Source organism: Rossellomorea sp. FS2 (genome assembly GCF_047915635.1).
In the GTDB taxonomy this organism is placed as follows: Bacteria; Bacillota; Bacilli; order Bacillales; family Bacillaceae_B; genus Rossellomorea; species Rossellomorea marisflavi_A.
The window spans coordinates 740,917-759,166 of record NZ_JBLRVS010000001.1 but is presented as its reverse complement, the minus strand read 5'-3'; the positions used below and the strand labels follow the sequence as shown (position 1 = coordinate 759,166).

At 48.9% G+C, this 18,250-nt stretch carries 17 protein-coding genes and 1 other RNA gene; 4 read left to right on the top strand and 14 right to left on the bottom strand.

Annotation, left to right across the window (positions count from 1 at the left end; translation table 11 throughout):
• Positions 1 to 2: 2 nt before the first annotated feature.
• The 10 genes from ACNA6I_RS04040 to ACNA6I_RS03995 form a co-directional block, all read right to left on the bottom strand.
• Positions 3 to 1,514 (bottom strand): carboxypeptidase M32, encoded by a 1,512-nt coding sequence (locus ACNA6I_RS04040; protein WP_048014091.1) that lies wholly within the window; start codon positions 1,512 to 1,514, stop codon positions 3 to 5.
• Between the two features lie 163 nt (positions 1,515 to 1,677).
• Entirely contained in the window at positions 1,678 to 3,594 is a 1,917-nt protein-coding gene (locus ACNA6I_RS04035) for an ATP-dependent DNA helicase (RefSeq protein ID WP_048005845.1), read from the bottom strand.
• Between the two features lie 122 nt (positions 3,595 to 3,716).
• Entirely contained in the window at positions 3,717 to 3,896 is a 180-nt protein-coding gene (locus tag ACNA6I_RS04030; protein ID WP_148795357.1) for a hypothetical protein, read from the bottom strand.
• 69 nt (positions 3,897 to 3,965) lie between these two features.
• Positions 3,966 to 5,114 carry a THUMP domain-containing class I SAM-dependent RNA methyltransferase gene (locus ACNA6I_RS04025; RefSeq protein WP_048005846.1) on the bottom strand — a complete coding sequence of 383 codons (1,149 nt, stop codon included), beginning with the start codon at positions 5,112 to 5,114 and terminating at the stop codon, positions 3,966 to 3,968.
• A gap of 147 nt (positions 5,115 to 5,261) precedes the next feature.
• Positions 5,262 to 5,646, bottom strand: an RNA gene (rnpB, locus tag ACNA6I_RS04020) — RNase P RNA component class B.
• A gap of 61 nt (positions 5,647 to 5,707) precedes the next feature.
• Positions 5,708 to 6,019, bottom strand: coding sequence for a cell division regulator GpsB (gene gpsB / locus ACNA6I_RS04015; RefSeq protein WP_048006372.1), 312 nt, complete (start codon positions 6,017 to 6,019; stop codon positions 5,708 to 5,710).
• 70 nt (positions 6,020 to 6,089) lie between these two features.
• The gene (locus ACNA6I_RS04010) at positions 6,090 to 6,641 is read right to left on the bottom strand and encodes a DUF1273 domain-containing protein (protein ID WP_048005847.1); all 552 of its coding nucleotides are present in this window, start codon (positions 6,639 to 6,641) and stop codon (positions 6,090 to 6,092) included.
• Between the two features lie 159 nt (positions 6,642 to 6,800).
• The gene (locus ACNA6I_RS04005; protein WP_082139313.1) at positions 6,801 to 7,088 is read right to left on the bottom strand and encodes a CotD family spore coat protein; all 288 of its coding nucleotides are present in this window, start codon (positions 7,086 to 7,088) and stop codon (positions 6,801 to 6,803) included.
• A gap of 317 nt (positions 7,089 to 7,405) precedes the next feature.
• Entirely contained in the window at positions 7,406 to 8,644 is a 1,239-nt protein-coding gene (locus tag ACNA6I_RS04000) for a ribonuclease H-like domain-containing protein (protein WP_252264823.1), read from the bottom strand.
• Between the two features lie 13 nt (positions 8,645 to 8,657).
• Positions 8,658 to 10,922 carry a DEAD/DEAH box helicase gene (locus ACNA6I_RS03995; protein ID WP_416312968.1) on the bottom strand — a complete coding sequence of 755 codons (2,265 nt, stop codon included), beginning with the start codon at positions 10,920 to 10,922 and terminating at the stop codon, positions 8,658 to 8,660.
• Between the two features lie 164 nt (positions 10,923 to 11,086).
• Here ACNA6I_RS03995 and ACNA6I_RS03990 point away from each other — a divergent pair, with 164 nt between their 5' ends.
• The gene (locus ACNA6I_RS03990; RefSeq protein WP_048014961.1) at positions 11,087 to 11,539 is read left to right on the top strand and encodes an Hsp20/alpha crystallin family protein; all 453 of its coding nucleotides are present in this window, start codon (positions 11,087 to 11,089) and stop codon (positions 11,537 to 11,539) included.
• A gap of 227 nt (positions 11,540 to 11,766) precedes the next feature.
• Here the strand turns inward: ACNA6I_RS03990 and ACNA6I_RS03985 are convergent, their stop codons facing one another.
• Positions 11,767 to 12,213, bottom strand: coding sequence for a YppG family protein (locus ACNA6I_RS03985; RefSeq protein WP_053072034.1), 447 nt, complete (start codon positions 12,211 to 12,213; stop codon positions 11,767 to 11,769).
• Between the two features lie 226 nt (positions 12,214 to 12,439).
• Here ACNA6I_RS03985 and yppF point away from each other — a divergent pair, with 226 nt between their 5' ends.
• On the top strand, positions 12,440 to 12,610 hold the full coding sequence (gene yppF, locus ACNA6I_RS03980; protein WP_082139316.1) for a YppF family protein: 171 nt from the start codon (positions 12,440 to 12,442) through the stop codon (positions 12,608 to 12,610).
• Positions 12,611 to 12,691: 81 nt separating this feature from the next.
• Here yppF and ACNA6I_RS03975 read toward each other — a convergent pair whose 3' ends face one another.
• The 3 genes from ACNA6I_RS03975 to ACNA6I_RS03965 form a co-directional block, all read right to left on the bottom strand.
• On the bottom strand, positions 12,692 to 13,048 hold the full coding sequence (locus ACNA6I_RS03975; protein WP_416312967.1) for a YppE family protein: 357 nt from the start codon (positions 13,046 to 13,048) through the stop codon (positions 12,692 to 12,694).
• A 94-nt stretch (positions 13,049 to 13,142) separates the two neighbouring features.
• Positions 13,143 to 13,352 carry a hypothetical protein gene (locus ACNA6I_RS03970; RefSeq protein ID WP_048005852.1) on the bottom strand — a complete coding sequence of 70 codons (210 nt, stop codon included), beginning with the start codon at positions 13,350 to 13,352 and terminating at the stop codon, positions 13,143 to 13,145.
• Positions 13,353 to 13,688: 336 nt separating this feature from the next.
• Positions 13,689 to 14,690 (bottom strand): DUF2515 family protein, encoded by a 1,002-nt coding sequence (locus tag ACNA6I_RS03965; RefSeq protein WP_082139697.1) that lies wholly within the window; start codon positions 14,688 to 14,690, stop codon positions 13,689 to 13,691.
• A 114-nt stretch (positions 14,691 to 14,804) separates the two neighbouring features.
• On the opposite strand from ACNA6I_RS03965, the gene recU reads away from it, so the two are divergent.
• Both recU and ACNA6I_RS03955 read left to right on the top strand, forming a co-directional pair.
• Positions 14,805 to 15,413: a Holliday junction resolvase RecU gene (gene recU / locus ACNA6I_RS03960; protein ID WP_048005853.1), complete on the top strand. Its 609-nt coding sequence runs from the start codon at positions 14,805 to 14,807 to the stop codon at positions 15,411 to 15,413.
• 104 nt (positions 15,414 to 15,517) lie between these two features.
• Positions 15,518 to 18,244 carry a PBP1A family penicillin-binding protein gene (locus ACNA6I_RS03955; protein ID WP_416312966.1) on the top strand — a complete coding sequence of 909 codons (2,727 nt, stop codon included), beginning with the start codon at positions 15,518 to 15,520 and terminating at the stop codon, positions 18,242 to 18,244.
• Positions 18,245 to 18,250 lie beyond the last annotated feature (6 nt).

Here is an 18,250-nt window from a genome sequence, read left to right as displayed (position 1 = left end):
GATCAGAGAGCATAGACGCCGGCATACTTCTCGATGAGGTAGTCCGCGAGGTATTTGGCATTCAAGCCCTCACCGGTGACGTCTTCAAGGATTTCCAATGGCTTCTTCAGTTTGCCCCATTGATGAACCCTCTCCGTCAACCATTCCTTCACGGGGACGAGATTCCCCTCTTCCAAAAGCTGATCGAAGTTCGGGATGTCTTCTCTCATGGCTTCCCTGAACTGGGCAGCGTACATATACCCAAGTGCGTAGGAAGGGAAATACCCGAAGCTTCCTCCGGCCCAGTGCACATCCTGCAGGACTCCCTCCCCATCATGGGTTGGACGGATGCCGAGATATTCTTCATATTTTTCATTCCAGATGCGCGGGAGATCTTTTACTTCGATCTCGTCGTTGAAGAGACCTTTCTCGATTTCATATCGGATGATGATATGCAGGGCATACGTCAATTCATCTGCTTCGATCCGGATCAGGGAAGGCTTGGATTCATTGATGGCACGGTAAAAGGCTTCGAGGTCCACCTCATCGAATTGTCCGGTGCTGAAATCCTTCAATGTAGCATAGTTCTTTTTCCAGAAGGAAAGATTCCTGCCCACGAAATTTTCATAGAAAAGTGACTGAGATTCGTGGATTCCCATGGAGGTACCTGTACAAAGAGGCGTCCCGATGAGCTTTTCTGATATATTTTGCTCATAGAGTGCATGGCCTCCTTCATGGATGGTACCGAAGACGGCCGTCCGCCAGTCTTTTTCATCGTATTTGGTGGTGACCCTTACATCCCCGGGATTCAAGCCGATGGCAAAGGGATGGACCGTTTCATCGAGGCGCCCTGCACTGAAATCATACCCCATCTGCTCGAGGACCTTGAGACTGAATTCCTTTTGCTTTTCCTTAGGGAAATGATCGAAAAGGAACTCCGTCCGCGGCGCTTCTGCATTCGATATTTTATGTACGAGAGGGACGATTTTCCCTTTGAGGTCACTGAACACTTCATCCAGTACATCGACCGTCACGCCTGGTTCGTATAAGTCGAGCAGGGTATCATATTTATTTTCTCCGTATCCCCAATAATCGATGAACCGTTTCGTAGTGGAAACCAATTTTTCAAGATACGGCTGGAACATAGAGAAGTCGCCTTTTTCTTTTGCCTCTTCCCAGATCCCTTCAGCCTTGGACTGAAGGACGACATAGTCCCGGTATTCCTTGGCCGGGATCTTCTTATTCCGGTCGTACTCCTTTTGACATTCTTCCAACAGGGCACACGTGATCTCATCAAGATCGTCGGCGACCGGCGTCAGCTTCGCCAGATAGGCTGCCATCTCACTTGATGTGGACATTTCGAATACTTCAGACGAAAGCATCCCGATTACTTCGGAACGCTGTGAGGCACCCTTTTTCGGTGCACCCGTCCTCAAGTCCCAGAACATGAGTCCCAGTGCTTCATTATAGGCGCTCATCTTACTTGAGTATTCCTTGAATGCACCACTCACTTTTTTTATCTCTTCCTTATTCATGCTTCATTCCCCCTTCACCCTCCTATCTTACCACAAAAGTCAGACTAGGCAGATGATTCACTCTTGAAAAACAACAGGGCTTTCACCTGCAGGACGTAAAGCCGGTTCAACATGAAAAACGGCCCCCTCCGCCCTGAGACAGGACGGATTGGAGCCGGTAACATCATGCTTCGATGGATTCAACGCTCACAGGCAGGATCGCCTGTACTTCTTTTTGGTAAGCCCGGTCGCTTTCATTCAGGAGGATATGGATGCTTCCATGGTCGCCTTCCGTTCTGATCAGGCGTCCGATTCCCTGGCGAAGACGGAGCAGCATATACGGGATATCGACTTCTGCCACAGCGTTGCCGCTGTGCTTCCGCTTTGCATCGAAAACGGGATCCTTCGGCGGGAACGGCAGGGAATGGATCACCACTTGCGAAAGGGATGAACCCGGGATATCGAGACCCTCCCATAAATGATAGGAGCACAGTACGGAAGTTTCATCTTCCTGGAAGCGCCTGACCGTATCACTGATCTCCCTGTCTCCCTCATAGATCACTTCGAAGGGTACCTCCCGTTCATTCATATGTTTCCTGAAGGCTTCCATTTCTTCTTTTGAGTTGAACAACACGAGGGACCTTCCTCCATGGTCAATCAATCGGCTGTCAATATAGCCGTATGATTCGGACCGTTGTACATGGGGCAGGCTTACACTCATCACTTCGTCGTACTCATAGGGGGATTCGACGGAGAATGATTCATAAGAAGCGATGCCCAATGACGACGATACGTAGGAGAAATCGCCGTGATAGGAAAGGGTAGCAGAAGAGAAGATGAAAGGAATGTTTTGGGAAAATACATGCTCTTTCAAAATTTCTTCTACCAGCCTAGGCATGACGACGAAGGTTTCTTCCTTGTCATTCGATTCCAGCCAGTAAATCCCCTTATCATCCTCCACATAAAGCTTCAGAGAGTAATGGATCTGCTCGAGGTACTCCTCCACCACCTTGAGGAGATATTCCTCGACCACATACATTTCGGATTCAAACACAAGTTCATTCAATAGACTTTCGATCCTGGAAGCGAGATCTTTTGCATGAGTGAGAATATGAGGAGCGCGAGACACATAATGCCGCTCGCTTCCTGCCACCTTGTTTGACTCTTCTTCAAGAAGCTCGAACCAGCGGTCGTTATCAGCAAGGATTTCTTCGATCAGATAGAGTGTTTCCTCACGCAGATCAGAAGCTGATAACCGCTCCAGAAGATGCTCGATGGTTTCTTTTGTCATCCGGTAGGTCATCGCCTTTTGTGAAGCGTACTCCAATAGATGTCCTTCATCAAAGACGACAGAACTTGCTTCCGGCAGGAGGGGGAGCTGCCCTTCCCTTTTTCGGGAGTCCTTCGTCCAGATATGCTCCATATAAAAGTCATGGGAGCAGATGATCAGATCTTTTGCCTGGCGGTAGTGCTCACGGTGCAATGTCAGGCCACAGCGGTGGCGTTTCGGGCAGGCCATGCAGTCTTGAAGGGGATCCCATGCGATGGGTGACCACTCTTCATCGGAAAGCTCTGCGTATTCCTTCCTGTCTCCATATGGATAAAATCCCGACATGGAGCCGCTCTCGTGGACGAATGACGGAAGGTCACCCCAAATCCGCTCGTATTCGTCATCAGCAGACAGATTATCCTCGAGTTTTTTGATACAAAGGTATTGATCGCGTGATTTTGCCAGGCGGACATCGATATCAAGGCCGAGTGCCTCCTGGAGCTTGTCCACATCGCCACCCTCTTTGACGATCTGCTCGATGAGGGTCTCATCCGCACACGAAATGATGGCGGGCTTACCCGTGTATCGCGCATAGCTTAAGGCATAGAGCAGGTAAACGAGGGTCTTTCCGGTCCCGACCCCCGCTTCTGCAAATATGACTTGATTCTGTTTATAGGCCTGATTGAGTTGAAATGCCATGAACACCTGCTCATCACGCAAATCAAAGCCTTTTTCAGGCAGTATATCGTAAAATACATCCCCGACCCAGTCGGATAATGCTTCATAAAATGATTGTTCCTTCGATAAGGGGAACGGCAGCGTTTGTCTCATAAAATCCTCCTACATGAACACAGTATATCTACTTTACTAGATTTCCCACGGGATGAAAAGCAGCAGCACAAAAAAAGAGAGCATCCTCCGTCCGCCGTGGGACCGGATGCCCTTTCTCCCGTTCAATCGTACAGCCGTCTGGTGGCCAGTTCATATTGAATCGCCTGATCCAGTACCTTGGAGGCTTCGTGGAGGGCAAGGGGATTGCTTTCTTCCCCTTCTCCGTGCAGTGAAGCCATGGAACGTTGGATGGCCTGATAGATTTTATGATAGTCGATGCGATCCTGAATCATCGTACCCATTCCCCCTCTGATTAATAGAACCAGTTTATGCAGGAACGACCGATTTTATACCTGGGATCGCCCGGTATCTTATTCTTCTATCTTTTTGCGCGGCGGTCTCGGCCCCCAATACTGATAGTAATCGGTCCTGATGAATCCATTGAACAGCTTACGCTTCTTAGTGGCTTTCTTGCCATAGCATTCTTCGAAATGCTCCAGGCTCGTCATCATGTAAACAGACCAGGTATCAAGCTTGGAGAAGGCCTGTCCCATTTCGCGATACATCAGTTCGACTTCCTTGCGATCACCGAGACGCTCACCATACGGCGGGTTTCCGACAATGACGCCATACTCGAGCTCCGACGTGAAGTCCCTTACCTGCATCTGCTTGAATTTCACCAAATCACCGAGCCCTGCCTCTATGGCGTTTTCCTTTGCAATGGCAATCATGCGGTGATCGATGTCGGTTCCGAGGATTTCAAGGGGCTGATCATAATTCGCTTGATCCTCCGCCTCCATCCTCGTACGATCCCATACATCCCCATCCATCATTGGCCAGGCTTCAGAAAGGAATTCACGGTTGAACCCCGGAGCGATATTCTGTCCAATGAGGGCTGCTTCAATGGCGATCGTCCCGGATCCACAGAAAGGATCCACAAAAGGACGGTCCGGATTCCAAGTGGTCAGCTGGATCAACGCAGCAGCGAGGGTTTCCTTCAGAGGAGCGTCCCCTTGCCCCACACGATAGCCCCTTTTATGGAGACCCTGACCGCTGGTATCGAGGGTCAGGCTCGCTTTATCTTTGTGGATGGCGACTTCGATCTTGAAAAGCGGTCCTGTCTCATCAAGCCAGGATGTTTTTTTATAGGCGGTCTTCAACTTTTCCACGATTGCTTTCTTTACAATCGCCTGACAGTCGGGCACACTGTACAGTTTCGATTTGACGGATTTCCCCTGTACAGGGAACTCCGCATCCACAGGAAGGAACGACTCCCACGGGAGGGCTTTCGTCCGTTCAAATAATTCATCGAAGGAATACGCATTGAATTCCCCGACGAGGATCTTGACCCGATCTGCCGTCCTCAGCCACATATTGGCCCTGGCGATGGCCGTTTCATCCCCTTGGAATATGACCTTCCCGTTTTCCACCTGACATTCATACCCAAGATCTTTCACTTCTTTGGCAACAATCGACTCCAGCCCCATTGCGGCCGTTGCGATCAGTGTATACTTACCCAATACCTTCACCTCTATCATCATCGTTTGCACGTATTTTCAATCATCGATATTTTCTACAAATAAAAAGGACTGACACATCAGGCTCCAAAAAACCCTGTATCAGTCACTTCGATCGTTGTATCCATTATTGCTCTCCCCGTAACAGCGTCCTGTAAGCCATGTTTTGTTCCGTTGTACTGCAGGCGACTTGACGTCTCGTACTCTGGTGGTAATCATCTATCTACAAAGGCAAGCCTTTGTCCCTCTCTTCGTTCAATTCCTCCAAGAGGATTCCCCTACCAAATTTGGGTTTCTCACTCGCGGGGTTTACCTCGTTCCACTCCTGCCATTTCTAACAGGACTTCGTCACTGTGGCACTTTCAAGGTATTCACACCATATCCGTGAGGACGTAGGCGTTTTCCCTGCCGTCAGCCCGTTTGACCGGACTGCCCTAGCTTATGAATTGGCTAGGCACGAACACTACGGGCATCTCAGCACCGTGTGAGCATGGACTTTCCTCTACAGCCGGAGCTGCAGCGATTACCCAAACACCATTAAAGGATCAGCAATTTCTAATTATATAGCATCCCTTTCTACATTACAAGGGGGAATTTCAATCGTACAGTTTATTTCCAAACACATGCTTCTCAAGATTCGAGAGGCGCTTCAGGATATCGAAATTCGTCGTACCTGATGGCTGTGGTGGTGCAGCAGAGCGCTGCTGCCTGCCCGCTTCCTCAACCTGCTTCTTCAGACGAAGGTTCTCCTGCTGCAGTTCTTCTATTTCCTGGTGGAAGACTTCATAGTCCTTGATGACGAGGTCGAGGAACTTGTCCACATCTTCGGGTTTGTACCCGCGCATGCCGCTTTTAAATTCTTTTTCCAAAATATCCTTTGCAGTCAATTTCACTTTATCTGAGATCATCATATTCACCTCTGCGTTTATGTTAATCATATTTCCATATTCCCGTTCGTTTGTCAATGGCATTTCTCCGTTAACCCCATTGGGCCTCTTCTACCACCCATTGAAGATCGTCAAACGTGATGGTCTTGAGCATGAAAGATGGATCTTGTTCCTGTTTCCTCTGCGCTTCCTCGTAGAAGTACCTTGGGGAGCCTTCGCGCTCGGGATCGTAGAGGATGATGCATGACTGGCTTTTATGCAGGAACAGCAGATTCCGATTCTTGAACTGTCCCGGATTCTGGTAGGGGCTTTTGGAGATGGAATCGACAAAGTCGGCCTGCGAAAGGATCGTTTCGTAATACTCCTTATTCTGGTCATTCCACTTTTCCTCCTGCTGCAGGAAAGGTGTGAGGACTGCAAGCTTTAGATCCGGATACTCTTCCTGAAGGTCGAATACGACCTCTGCGGCCCATAACTCCACCCCGAGCTGACCGGAAATGAGGACCCATTCCAACCCGGTATCAAGAAGGGAAAGCAGTTCTTTCCGGATGGCTAGCTTTATGTATTGTACAGCCTGATCGTCTTGTTTGAAGATGCCCAGCTCAAATGATTTATATCCTGTGATCGATGCGACCCCGCCCATGGTACCGAAGCTCCTTTATTCATAGTCTGTCCTTATTGCTTCCATTGTAGCACACATTTCCACGACATTGCCTCTTACAACCATTGAAAAAAGCACCTGTTTCCGGCCATCCCCTCTGGTAAAGGGAAATGAGCCGGTCAGGTGCCGAACGTTCATTCATTAAAATCCAAATGGCCGCGGTCTTGGTCCGAATCCAGGGCCGAATCCTGGTCCGCCGGGTCCGCCCATTCCCCCACCGCAGTTGAACTGCTGGTTGGATACATTGTCCACCATTGAATGTGTATGAGGGAAGTAGTGTTTGTGCTGATAGTTCACATGATTCACCGTTGTGGTATGCACAGGATGGATATGGGGTACCTCCAGGGTCGTGAAGGTATGATTCACACAACACTTCGTAGGGTGCATGACAGCCGGAAGGACTTGGTTGGGTCTTGGTCTACAGTACATCGTGACATGATCTCCTTTCATCTCATGGTGTCTACACTATCAACCTATGATGAACCGGAGCCACGGGTACTGATACATTTACCTATTTTAAATCAGTTGGCACTGTAAAGGGTTCCAGAGAAATTGGAAAACACGAAAGCCGTCAATCCGATCACGACAAAAAACAACAAGAGAATAGCTCGGTTCAATCTTCATCATCCTATCCGAAAAATTTCATCACAATGTATTATTTTACATCTACATTAGAAAATTCTCAATATTCCCGGATGAAATTTTGCGAAGCTTTTTCCTGGTAATTCTTCTCACTGGTAAAGCCTTTAAGGCCGACCGTCTTTCTGCCTCTTCATTTTCCCGAGGATCCTCTCAATCCGATGCTGTAGTTGGTCGGATTCCCTTCCCTGTTGAACCATCGGGGCAGCGCGCTCGGCGTATTCCTTCGCGCGATCCAGATTGTAGAACCGATGCTCATGGAGCTTCGACAGTTCGATGAAGGCGGCTTTTTGCAGCTTGGGAGCGGCCTCCTCATCGATCTTTTCCCAAAGCCTGGCCGCCTGTTCGAAATCCTTCTCCTTTTTCAGTTCGAGGGCGAGAAGATGTAGGGCTTCGTCATTCCCCTTCGCCCCCTCATCTACGATCTTCTGAAAAAGGGCCTTCGCCCTCCCCTTGTTGCCTGTGTACTGTAGCCATCTGCCGACTTCGAAGGATTCGGGCTCACCGGGATTCAGGAGAGTGAGGGAGAGATGGGCATACAAGGTGATGAGGGACAGGATGTCGAGCTCATTATGTTCGAGTACCTTGAAGATCCCCTCTGGGTCCCTCCGCTCCACATAATCGAAGTAGATCATCGGAGCCAAATAGCCAGGCACATCATCCTCACGATGAAAACCAAGAACATCCTTCTCGACGTTCACCAGCTTCACGGACCCAAGTCTTTCCTTGAAGAGGCGCCGGGATCCATGGTACAGGTCAAAGTGCCCGAAGGCCGGTAGTTTCGGGACGTGCTCCCTGATCAGAGTATGACGTGTTTTCACCTGAGGCCAGTCGAATGCTTTCCCGTTATAGGTGACAAGGGTCGTGTAATCGACCTTTGATAGAAAACTGTGGTACAGGGGGATCTCACTCCCCGGACGTGGAAGCACGTGCTGGGTAACGATGACTTCCGATTCAGTGATGCGTGCATGGCCAAGGAGGAAAATCGTATTGCCTGCCCCTCCGCCCAATCCGGTCGTTTCCGTATCAAAAAAGAACAGGTCTTGCGGGGAAAGGCCCCTGGCGGACAAGGGATGCTCCCCTTCAAAATCCTGCCAAGCCTTCACGGCTCTTACAGCATCCCTGAAGGAATAACTACCGTGTCTATGATCCAATGGATACCGCTTCTCCCTCACGATGCAATAGTCCTCATCCAGGACATATGGAAAAGCACCGATCGATCCCCACTGATCTGCATGGGGGAGGGCATCATCCGGAAGCTCGTTCAGCGGGGCTTTCACACCCGCTGCAGTCTCTTCACGGATAATATGCTTTTTCATCCGATTCAGCTTATTCTTGAGTGACATTCCCTTTCACCTCCTATGCGAGGAACAGCTCAAATAATTTCAAGGTATCCATCTTGGCCGTTTCCAACGAATGCTCGGTCCCTATACAGGATGGGCATCCCGTTTCACACGGGCATCTTTCCACCATGTTCTTCGTTTCTGTAAGCACTTCTTCGACCTGGTCAAATACCTTTTCACTCAGCCCCACCCCTCCAGGGTAGCGATCGTAGATAAAGATCGTCGGTCTTTCATTGTGAGCCGCCTTGATTTGGGGTACGACGAAGATATCACTCGGATCGCACATCACATAAAGGGGCACGATTGCTTTCAGGCTCTCCGCCGCCCCGATCAATCCTTCTTCCAGCCGCTCCTGTGACAATCCTGTATCCTCTTTGAGGGAAATCCAGCTGGAACTTGTGTGAATCTCTTCTTCTGGGAGATGGATCGGTCCCGATCCGATATTTTCATGTGTATCGAATTTGATTTTCTTGAAGATGGTGGCCATGGCGCGCACCATGACATCACCGAATGCTGCTTCCCATGAGCCTGATTCTCTCTCCTTGTCCTGTTCTAGGACGCTCAGTTCAACGGCAAGATTTGCATCCGTATAGTAATCGACGTCCACTTCGCGAACGAATGCCTTCTTCTCATCCCAGTCCAGGAATTCCACTTGATACTGTATGCCCTGATGTAGATAGATTGCTTCATCATGAAGGAGGGTCATAGCCGAGAAACGATCCATCTCCCCGATCACTTTCACCGCCGCCACGTTCGTCCGGTCAACGATGATGACATTCTCCTGTGAGGCAGAACGCAAGCTGATGTTATGGGCGGGAAAGGCATCGTTCATCCAATACCACTTGCTTCCGTTTTTGTGGACGACCCTCTCCTCTGCAAGGAATTCCATCATATCCTCGACCTCGAGCCCGCCGAATGTATCATCTTCCTTGAATGGAAGTTCAAAGGCTGCGCATTTGATGTGGTCCACGAGGATGATGAGGTTATCAGGGTTGATCCTGGCGGTCTCTGGCGTCTGTCCGAAGAAGTAATCCGGATGATCGACGATGAACTGATCCAGGGGACTAGAGCTCGCAACCATGATCACCAGGGACTCGCCGTGACGTCTTCCGGCACGCCCCGCCTGCTGCCATGCACTGGCGATCGTTCCAGGATATCCCGTCATGATGCATACTTGCAGCTGTCCGATGTCCACACCGAGCTCAAGGGCATTGGTGCTGACGACCCCATAGATATCACCAGACCTCAAGCCTCTTTCAATTTCACGTCTCTGAGTAGGGAGATAACCGCCGCGGTAGCCGCGTATCGACTTGGCACCGAGCTCACCTTTCACAAGCTCCTGAAGGTACGTGAGGATGATCTCCACCCGCACACGGCTCCGCGCGAAGACGATCGTCTGGATCTTATTCTTCAGGAGCTCCCCTGCAAGCCTCCTGACCTCCAACGTCGCGCTTCTCCTTATATTCAGCGGCTTGTTTACGATGGGAGGATTATAGAAGACAAAATGCTTCCTTCCCGCAGGCGCCCCATTGTTATCCACAAGGGCCATTTCCTCTCCCGTCAGTCCTTCTGCAAGCTCCTTCGGATTCGCAATCGTGGCGGAGGTACAGATGAAGGTCGGGTTTGAACCATAGTACGCACAGATCCTTTTCAACCTGCGGATTACATTCGCCACATGGGAGCCGAATACCCCCCTGTAGATATGCAGTTCATCGATCACCACGTACTTCAGGTTCTCAAAGAGGGACACCCATTTCGTATGATGAGGGAGGATGGCAGAATGGAGCATATCTGGATTGGTGATGACGATATGCCCTGCTTTCCTGACCTTCTGCCTGATATTTGCCGCTGTGTCTCCGTCATAAGTATAACTATTGATGGCAGCACCCGTTTCTGAAATGATCTCGTTCAGCTCGCTCTTCTGGTCCTGGGCCAGTGCCTTCGTCGGAAAGATATACAGGGCCCGTGAATCGGGATTTTCCATGACTGACTGGAGGACGGGCAGATTGTAGCAGAGCGTCTTCCCGGATGCCGTAGGTGTCACCGCCGTGAAGCTCTCCCCTGCCTGGGCGTGGTCAAAAGCCGATCGCTGGTGGGTGTATAGGTTGCCGATCCCCCGGATTTCAAGTGCATGCTTGATGCGGGGATCGAGGCTCCCTGGAAATTCCACCGTGTCGGCTTGCTTTTCTTCTATTGTATGCCAATGGCCGATCTGTTCGCTGAATCGCTCATCGGTCTTTAATTGTTGAATAAGTTGTTGCAGATTGCTTTTTCCAAACATCTTGTTCACCTCATCCCCTATTTTAGCGAATCTATGTTCGAATACAAAGAAAAAAATATGGGGTATGAGTTTCCATCACCATGACTATGCCCAAAGGTTCATTCACATCGTATGGGCATTCCTCATACACTGGATGCAAAAGGCATGTCGAAAGGGGAATCACGATGGATAAATCACCAAAACATCCATTCGGCTTCGGGAATCTTATGAACTCCATGAATCAATTCTTCCATGAAAAGCCGATGAAAGGGATGCTGCAAAGCATTGATGATTTTTTCTCCTCCTCACAGAATCCCTGGGGTTCCTTCCCCGTGGCCCTGGAGGAGCGGACGGACTGCTACGTCATCACCGCCGAGGTCCCGGGAATCAAAAAGGAGCAGATCGAGCTCGATATCTTCCCTGATTATATGACCATCAACATCACCAGAATCGAAGAGTTCACAGAAGATAATCAACGGAATCGCACGTTCAGCTATCAGAAGTCCACCTCGCGCAGCAGCAGGAGCATCGCGTTCCCGGGCACGATCGATGAGAGGGGGCAAAAAGCTTCCTTGGCAGACGGCATCCTCACCGTCATCCTGAAAAAAGACACAGGCAACAGACTTCGAATTGAATGAAGCAAGATGCTGTGACAAACCTGTGTTAGTCATAGTAAAACCCGAATTCATTTGCCTAGGCAAATGAATTCGGGTTTTTAATTTGTTTCATGACTTGCGATTTCATTGTTTCCAGCCGAGTGGAGACCCCGTGGGCATGGAGGAGGATCGAGGAAAGGGAAGTTTTGCAGGGAAATCATGAGCGGTATAAAAACCCTATACTGATCGTGTTAGTCATATGAAATACACTACTTCAAAAATGCCCCGAATCCCTTCACAAGAGAAGATACTTGGTTGATTGCCCCCATCATTTGACTGCCGGTGTTCATCATTTTATTGAGATCGAATTTGCCATCCTGTGATTTGAATGAATTCAGCATGCCACCCATTCCCCCTGAAGAAGGCTTCGCCATGAATTTCGCCTTCGGATAAGGGTTGGCATACCCTTGTTGAGAAGCATACGCCTGATACGGATTATATTCCTTTGACTGCAGTGGATTATCGAAATACGGATTTGAATAATAGCTCTGTGACGGCATTTGTGAATAAGGCATCATTTGGTGGACCTGTTCCTGCGGGGGAAGCTGTTGCTGAAAGGGATCCATCCCCAGATTCGGAAGGCCCCCGTATGGATTCTGCCCATACGCGGGGTGCATGAATGGATGAGCTTGCCTTTGGTGATGGTGTGGATACATATGAACCCTCCCGTTCGATTTCATCATTTAGTACAGCATATGATGCGTCAGGCAAAATGGTGAAAACACCCAGGAAGGTCAGATTTTTCGACAATCATTGTCGATAGTTACACTATTCTTACAACTCTTATCCGCCGTCTTCACATGATAGAATTGTGTCAGGAATCCCCTGTGGCACCACGCGGGGAGTGAGCCTGTTGAAAAGACGGTAAAGGGAGGAAACACAATGAGTTTAAATGAATTGATTCAATGCTACAAGACGAGTAAACACGACGATGCAGCCAATCACCTCGACCTTCTGACCATGGCCAAAAAACTTTATATTTCCAATGAAATCACTTTTCAACATTATAAGGAGCTCATCAAAGACCTTGAGCCGACGACGGACCATCAATAAATAGAAAGAATCTGCAATGAAAAAATCCGGGGCCCGATTGAAGGGGCCCCGGATTTTTCATGACTCACGTGCAGCTTCCCTTCAATCCTTCCTCAGTTCATGGAGCTGTGTCCCCAGCACGTAGGAAACAGATTGATAATGACTGATGAAGCGATTAAAGCTTGATTCCGGGAAGAAACAATGAACCGAAAGCATTTCGATATTATCGTAGGTGTTTGAAATTTGAGGAAGGTGAAGATGTTTTGGCCTGGACGTTGCTACCCATTCTTCGGATAAAGACCTCCACTGATCATTCAAGCTTTTGACCTTATCCGCGTAGGGTTTCACATCCTGGTAAAAGTCCCCCTTCTCCCCACTTTCCCTTCTTCGTTTGTATTCTTCTATCATGAAACCTGCTTCAGTGAGCAGGCTATCCGTCACACCGATCAACTTGTCCATCCGCGAATCCCCCAGGTTCAAAGTAAAAAGCAGCCAAAAACACGGCTGCTTCATTACAGTCATTTTATGATGTCTTCCTGGATAATTCAAGCTTTTACACTGCGAATGAAGGGGACGGACGGCGAATGTCCCTGATCCCTTCACATCGATCCAGCTGATTTTCAACCTTCTGCACCTCGATGTGGAAACTGTCGACTCTATCCTGCTTCTCGATTCGGATCCGGTCATACAAATTTTGTTCCAATTGATTAAGACTTTCCTCGATCTCGGCAAGCTTTAACATGATTTCCTGTTTCTGATGCATAATGGGGTCCTCCCAGCATTTTGATTTACTAAGAGTATTCTCCCTTTTGAAGGCATCCCCTCCCCCTGTGACAAAACTAGAAGCGTTTCGGCAAAGATAGTGGACAACAGACAAGGCTTCGACATGATTGAATAAAAGGAGCTTCCGCACTTCATACTAGGGATGGAGGTGGAAAACATGAAAAAGCAAACGAAAGATCCCAAGCAGCAGGAAACCAAGCAAAATGCTGCTAAAGGGAATCCTAAACTAACCGGGCCGGACCGCCCTTCCACTTAATAGAAGAATGATGAAGACCCGAAGGCTGAAGTGCCCCGGGTCTTTTTCTTTTCGTTCCCGTCATTTGGAAGACCTCAAGGAAAGGGCCTTCTTGATCCATTTGGCGAAGCTATTCATTCTCATCAGCTGCTTTTCCTTATGAATGAACCAGCTCTTGATCTCCACTTCTGAAGGGATAGGTACGGGATCAAACCAGTCTTCCCTCACCCGTCCTTCTATTGACCAGTCCTTCTTTCTTCTCATATGGTGGGTAACCTCACCGTAGACGCTGCGGAGATCTGGCGAGGAGGTACCGGTCGGCCCTTCTGCGTATTCCCTTCGAGATCCCTTTGGTTCGACCGCGACCGCCCATTTGAAAATATCGGAGAAATGGTCGCTGTGGAAAAGGATGCTGTACAGCTTCTTTCCCAGAAGGATCCTGTTGTCCAAGTCCCTGAACCCATGTACACTAGCCCCGTAGAGCCTCCCATCCAGGGTCGGGAAGATCACCGAACTGAAATGGAGACGATCTTCAACGAAAAAGAGCGGGGACGTAAAGACCTTGCGATACACGGGATCAAGGATCACAGGTCCTTGTATCAAATTTTGCTCGTTGATGATCAGCGCCGTCACCAGACGGTCAAGATCCCGATGCTCCCAAAAAAACTTCCACTCTGTCTTCATGAAGGAAGAAACGTGAAACTCATCGAGGAGATGAAACATTTCCACCCCCGCTACAACGGAATAATGGTAGATGAGGAGCTGGGGATAGGCATCTTCAAAGATCATCCAGTTGGCGCGTTCATAGGTCATGAACAGGTCCTCTCGTCGCCTTTTGGAAAGGATGTCTCCAAGGACCCCTCCTTCGAGATCAGTCATGTTCCAACCGGCATTCCTTGATACGAGGGACGCAAGGAGTGACCATCTGACTTCACCGTGCCACTCAAAGAAGCCTTGATAGGCCATCGTCCTCGAGATATTATCCCTATTGTGGTCACGTACCTGGGCGCGTATCATCTTGATCCAATAGCAGAGAGGTTTATCCTGTCCGATAGAGGGTATATTCGGATAGATTCTTTTCATCTGATCCTCCCCGAGTCCTTAATATATCTAGGGTGAGGACATTTGTAATGATTTATTCACACAAAGTCGGGGACTTTCTGGTATGATATAGATTAGTCTGCGAGGTGTATTACCATGAAATTCCATTACCCGAATGGAAAGAAATATGTGGAACCGGAACGACCCTCAAAAAAACCCGGGGCTAAACCGAAACAAGTAACGTATGGCAACAGGGGGATGACACTCGAAGAAGATATTAATGAAACCAATCTGTATTACCTTGCGCAAGGAAAGGCTGTCATACATAAAAAGCCCACACCTGTGCAAATCGTTGATGTCCTCTATCCTTCAAGAAGCGCTGCAGTCATCAAGGAGGCCTATTTCAAGCAGCCCTCCACTACCGATTACAATGGCGTCTTCAGGGGCAGATACATCGATTTTGAAGCAAAGGAAACCAAAAACAGCACGTCTTTCCCTCTTAAAAACTTCCATGAACATCAAATTACCCATATGGAAGAGGTTTATAAACATGACGGGATCACGTTCGTCCTCCTTCGCTTCTCGGCGACGGAAGAAGTGTTCCTGCTTCCCTTCCCCTCTCTCCATGCCTATTGGAAAAGGATGCTGGACGGTGGACGAAAATCCATCACCAAGGAGGAAATCGAGAGCGATGGGACAAGGATACGCCTTGGGCTCCATCCAAGGGTCGACTACTTAAAAATAGTCCAAGAGTTATATTTTTAGCTCTATGAAAATGAGTTAATCTATATTTTGTCTTCTTCCATGTTGTATATTTCAAAACGTGGACAATACTAAATTAGACAGAAGATTGAAAGCGAGGAACCAAAATGGCTGGTGAGTATAAATCCAGAGAAGAAAAACGCCTTGCCCAGCAGAAACAGAAGCCCTCAGGTAAAAAAGGGAAGAAACGTTCGCTGTTCAAGCGTGTCATCTTAACATTATTCGTCATCGGGATCATCGGGATGGTCGCAGGAGGAGGGCTATTCGCCTATTACGCCTCGAGTGCCCCCGATCTTGATGAGAAATTATTGAAAGATCCGATCGCTTCGGAAATCTATGACATGAACGGTGATCTCATCACCACGGTCGGAAAGGAAAAGCGTGAATACGCCAACTTCGAGGATATTCCAAAAGTGATGCAGGACGCGGTCCTCGCCACAGAGGATAATCGTTTCTATAAGCATCACGGGATCGACCTCATTCGCCTTGGGGGCGCCGTCATGGCCAATATTACAGGTGGCTTCGGTTCCGAAGGGGCCTCCACCATCACCCAGCAGGTGATCAAGGGATCCTTCCTGAATCCCGAGAAGACGTTGAAACGTAAAGCCCAGGAAGCATGGCTCGCCATCAAGCTCGAGCAGGATTACACAAAGGAAGAAATCTTCGAGATGTACTTCAACAAAGTGTATATGTCCGATGGCATCAACGGAATGGCCACTGCAGCCGATTATTACTATGGTAAAGATGTCAAGGACATCAAGCTGAATGAGGCAGCGGTGATTGCGGGTCTTCCTCAGAGTCCTAATAATTATAATCCGTTTGAACATCCGGAAGCGGCCGAGAAGCGACGGAACATCGTCCTTTCCCTAATGGCTCAGCATGGAAGGATAACAGAGAAACAAAAAGAGGAAGCACAAAAGATCCCGATTACGGAAGGCCTCGTATCAAAAGAGGATCGTGCTAAAAAGAACGACAACAAATACCCTGCCTTCGTCGATGCTGTAATCGAAGAAGTCGAAGACATGGGTGATTACAACATCTATTCAGATGGACTGAAGGTCTATACAACGGTCGATCCGAAAGCACAGGATCGCGTGGAAGAAATCCTTGCAGGTGAAAACACATCCTTCACGTATCCTGAAAAATACGACCAGCCGATGCAGGCCGGCATCACCCTCCTTGATACAAAAACCGGTGAGATCCGTGCCATCGGAGGAGGACGTGAACAGGATAAAAACGTACAGCGTGGATTCAACTATGCCACAGACATCAAACGCCAGCCGGGCTCTACGATCAAACCGCTGATCGACTATGCACCGGCCGTTGAATACTTGAAATGGTCCACGTATCATATCCTGGATGATGAACCATATAAATATTCCGACGGAACAGAACTGAATAACTACGATGGACAATTCAAAGGTCCGATCACCATGAGGGAAGCCCTCTGGGATTCACGGAATATCCCGGCACTGAAGGCATTCCAGGAAGTCGGCCCTGAAAAAGCCGAGGACTTCGTGAATGGACTTGGGTTGAATTTCGACCATTATTATGAATCTGCCTCCATCGGCGGTGTATCACCTGGTGTCAACTCCGTCCAAATGGCAGGTGCATATGCTGCTTTCGGTAATGAAGGGGTCTATACGAAACCTCACGCCATTCAAAAGGTTGTCCTCCGCGATGGAGAAACGGAAGTCAAACCTGATATCAAACCAAAAGCCGCTATGAAAGAATATACGGCCTATATGATTTCAGATGTGCTGAAGAGTGTCATTGATAATCCAAGGGGTACAGGGCTATACGCCAAAGTACCAGGGCTTCCGATGGCAGGTAAATCAGGTACCACCAACTACTCTCAGAAAGATCGCGAGAAACTGGGAATCCCGAAAGCAAATGCACCGGATTCATGGTTCGTCGGATATACGACCAACTATACGGCGGCCGTCTGGACAGGATATGAAAAACAATCCAACTCCCTCGATCCGACCGACAGGCATATTGCCCAGTATATCGTGAGTGATTTGATGAGTTCCGTACATGAAGGTGTCGACACGGCAGACTTCAAAAAGCCGAACTCCGTCGTCGAGTCGAAAGTCGAAATGGGAAGCAATCCAGCAAGACTCCCTAGCGACTATACGCCTGATGACCGCATCATCACGGAACTGTTCGTACGCGGCACAGAACCATCCAAAGTGTCGTCTGAATTCGATAAGATCGATGCACCTAGCGGACTGAATGCAAAATACGATGATAAGAAACAATCCATCAAGCTATCTTGGGATTATAAGAAAAAGAAAGACGTCACGTTCGAAGTCTCCGTTTCAATCAATGGGGAGTCGAAACAAACCCTGACAACAACGGATAAAAAAGGCTTGAATGTCGATAACATTCAAGGCGACGGTACGTACGCCTTTGAAGTCGTAGCCATCTCTGGCGGTCAGCGAAGCGACCCTGCTTCCACGAGCGTGACGGTGAGCGGCAATGATGACGAAGAGCAAGCGGAAGAACCGGAAGATCAACCCGATGACAATGCCGATGATGGCAACACCGACAATCCTGACAACCCAGGCAATGAAGATGGCCAGGGCAACGGAGGAGAGAACGGGAACGGGAATGACAATGGAAATGGAAATGGAAATGGAAATGGAAACGGGAACGGGAACGGCGGAGGAAACGATAATGGCTCCGACAGCGGAGACGGCGGCACCCCTCCAGGAGATGAGAATCCTCCTGCAGAGGGTGACGGCGATCAAGGAGGTACCGAGACCGAACCACCAAGTGACGGTGGAACGACAGATGGAACCCAAGATCAAGCCCCTGCTCCGGCCCAATAGAAAAAA

Excerpts from the sequence above, each read along its gene's own strand:
- ACNA6I_RS04040 (WP_048014091.1), bottom strand. The coding sequence starts at position 1,514 with ATGAATAAGGAAGAGATAAAAAAAGTGAGTGGTGCATTCAAGGAATAC.
- ACNA6I_RS04035 (WP_048005845.1), bottom strand. The coding sequence starts at position 3,594 with ATGAGACAAACGCTGCCGTTCCCCTTATCGAAGGAACAATCATTTTAT.
- ACNA6I_RS04030 (WP_148795357.1), bottom strand. The coding sequence starts at position 3,896 with ATGGGTACGATGATTCAGGATCGCATCGACTATCATAAAATCTATCAG.
- gpsB (WP_048006372.1), bottom strand. The coding sequence starts at position 6,019 with ATGATCTCAGATAAAGTGAAATTGACTGCAAAGGATATTTTGGAAAAA.
- ACNA6I_RS04010 (WP_048005847.1), bottom strand. The coding sequence starts at position 6,641 with ATGGGCGGGGTCGCATCGATCACAGGATATAAATCATTTGAGCTGGGC.
- ACNA6I_RS04005 (WP_082139313.1), bottom strand. The coding sequence starts at position 7,088 with ATGTACTGTAGACCAAGACCCAACCAAGTCCTTCCGGCTGTCATGCAC.
- ACNA6I_RS04000 (WP_252264823.1), bottom strand. The coding sequence starts at position 8,644 with ATGTCACTCAAGAATAAGCTGAATCGGATGAAAAAGCATATTATCCGT.
- ACNA6I_RS03995 (WP_416312968.1), bottom strand. The coding sequence starts at position 10,922 with ATGTTTGGAAAAAGCAATCTGCAACAACTTATTCAACAATTAAAGACC.
- ACNA6I_RS03990 (WP_048014961.1), top strand. The coding sequence starts at position 11,087 with ATGGATAAATCACCAAAACATCCATTCGGCTTCGGGAATCTTATGAAC.
- ACNA6I_RS03985 (WP_053072034.1), bottom strand. The coding sequence starts at position 12,213 with ATGTATCCACACCATCACCAAAGGCAAGCTCATCCATTCATGCACCCC.
- yppF (WP_082139316.1), top strand. The coding sequence starts at position 12,440 with ATGAGTTTAAATGAATTGATTCAATGCTACAAGACGAGTAAACACGAC.
- ACNA6I_RS03975 (WP_416312967.1), bottom strand. The coding sequence starts at position 13,048 with ATGGACAAGTTGATCGGTGTGACGGATAGCCTGCTCACTGAAGCAGGT.
- ACNA6I_RS03970 (WP_048005852.1), bottom strand. The coding sequence starts at position 13,352 with ATGCATCAGAAACAGGAAATCATGTTAAAGCTTGCCGAGATCGAGGAA.
- ACNA6I_RS03965 (WP_082139697.1), bottom strand. The coding sequence starts at position 14,690 with ATGAAAAGAATCTATCCGAATATACCCTCTATCGGACAGGATAAACCT.
- recU (WP_048005853.1), top strand. The coding sequence starts at position 14,805 with ATGAAATTCCATTACCCGAATGGAAAGAAATATGTGGAACCGGAACGA.
- ACNA6I_RS03955 (WP_416312966.1), top strand. The coding sequence starts at position 15,518 with ATGGCTGGTGAGTATAAATCCAGAGAAGAAAAACGCCTTGCCCAGCAG.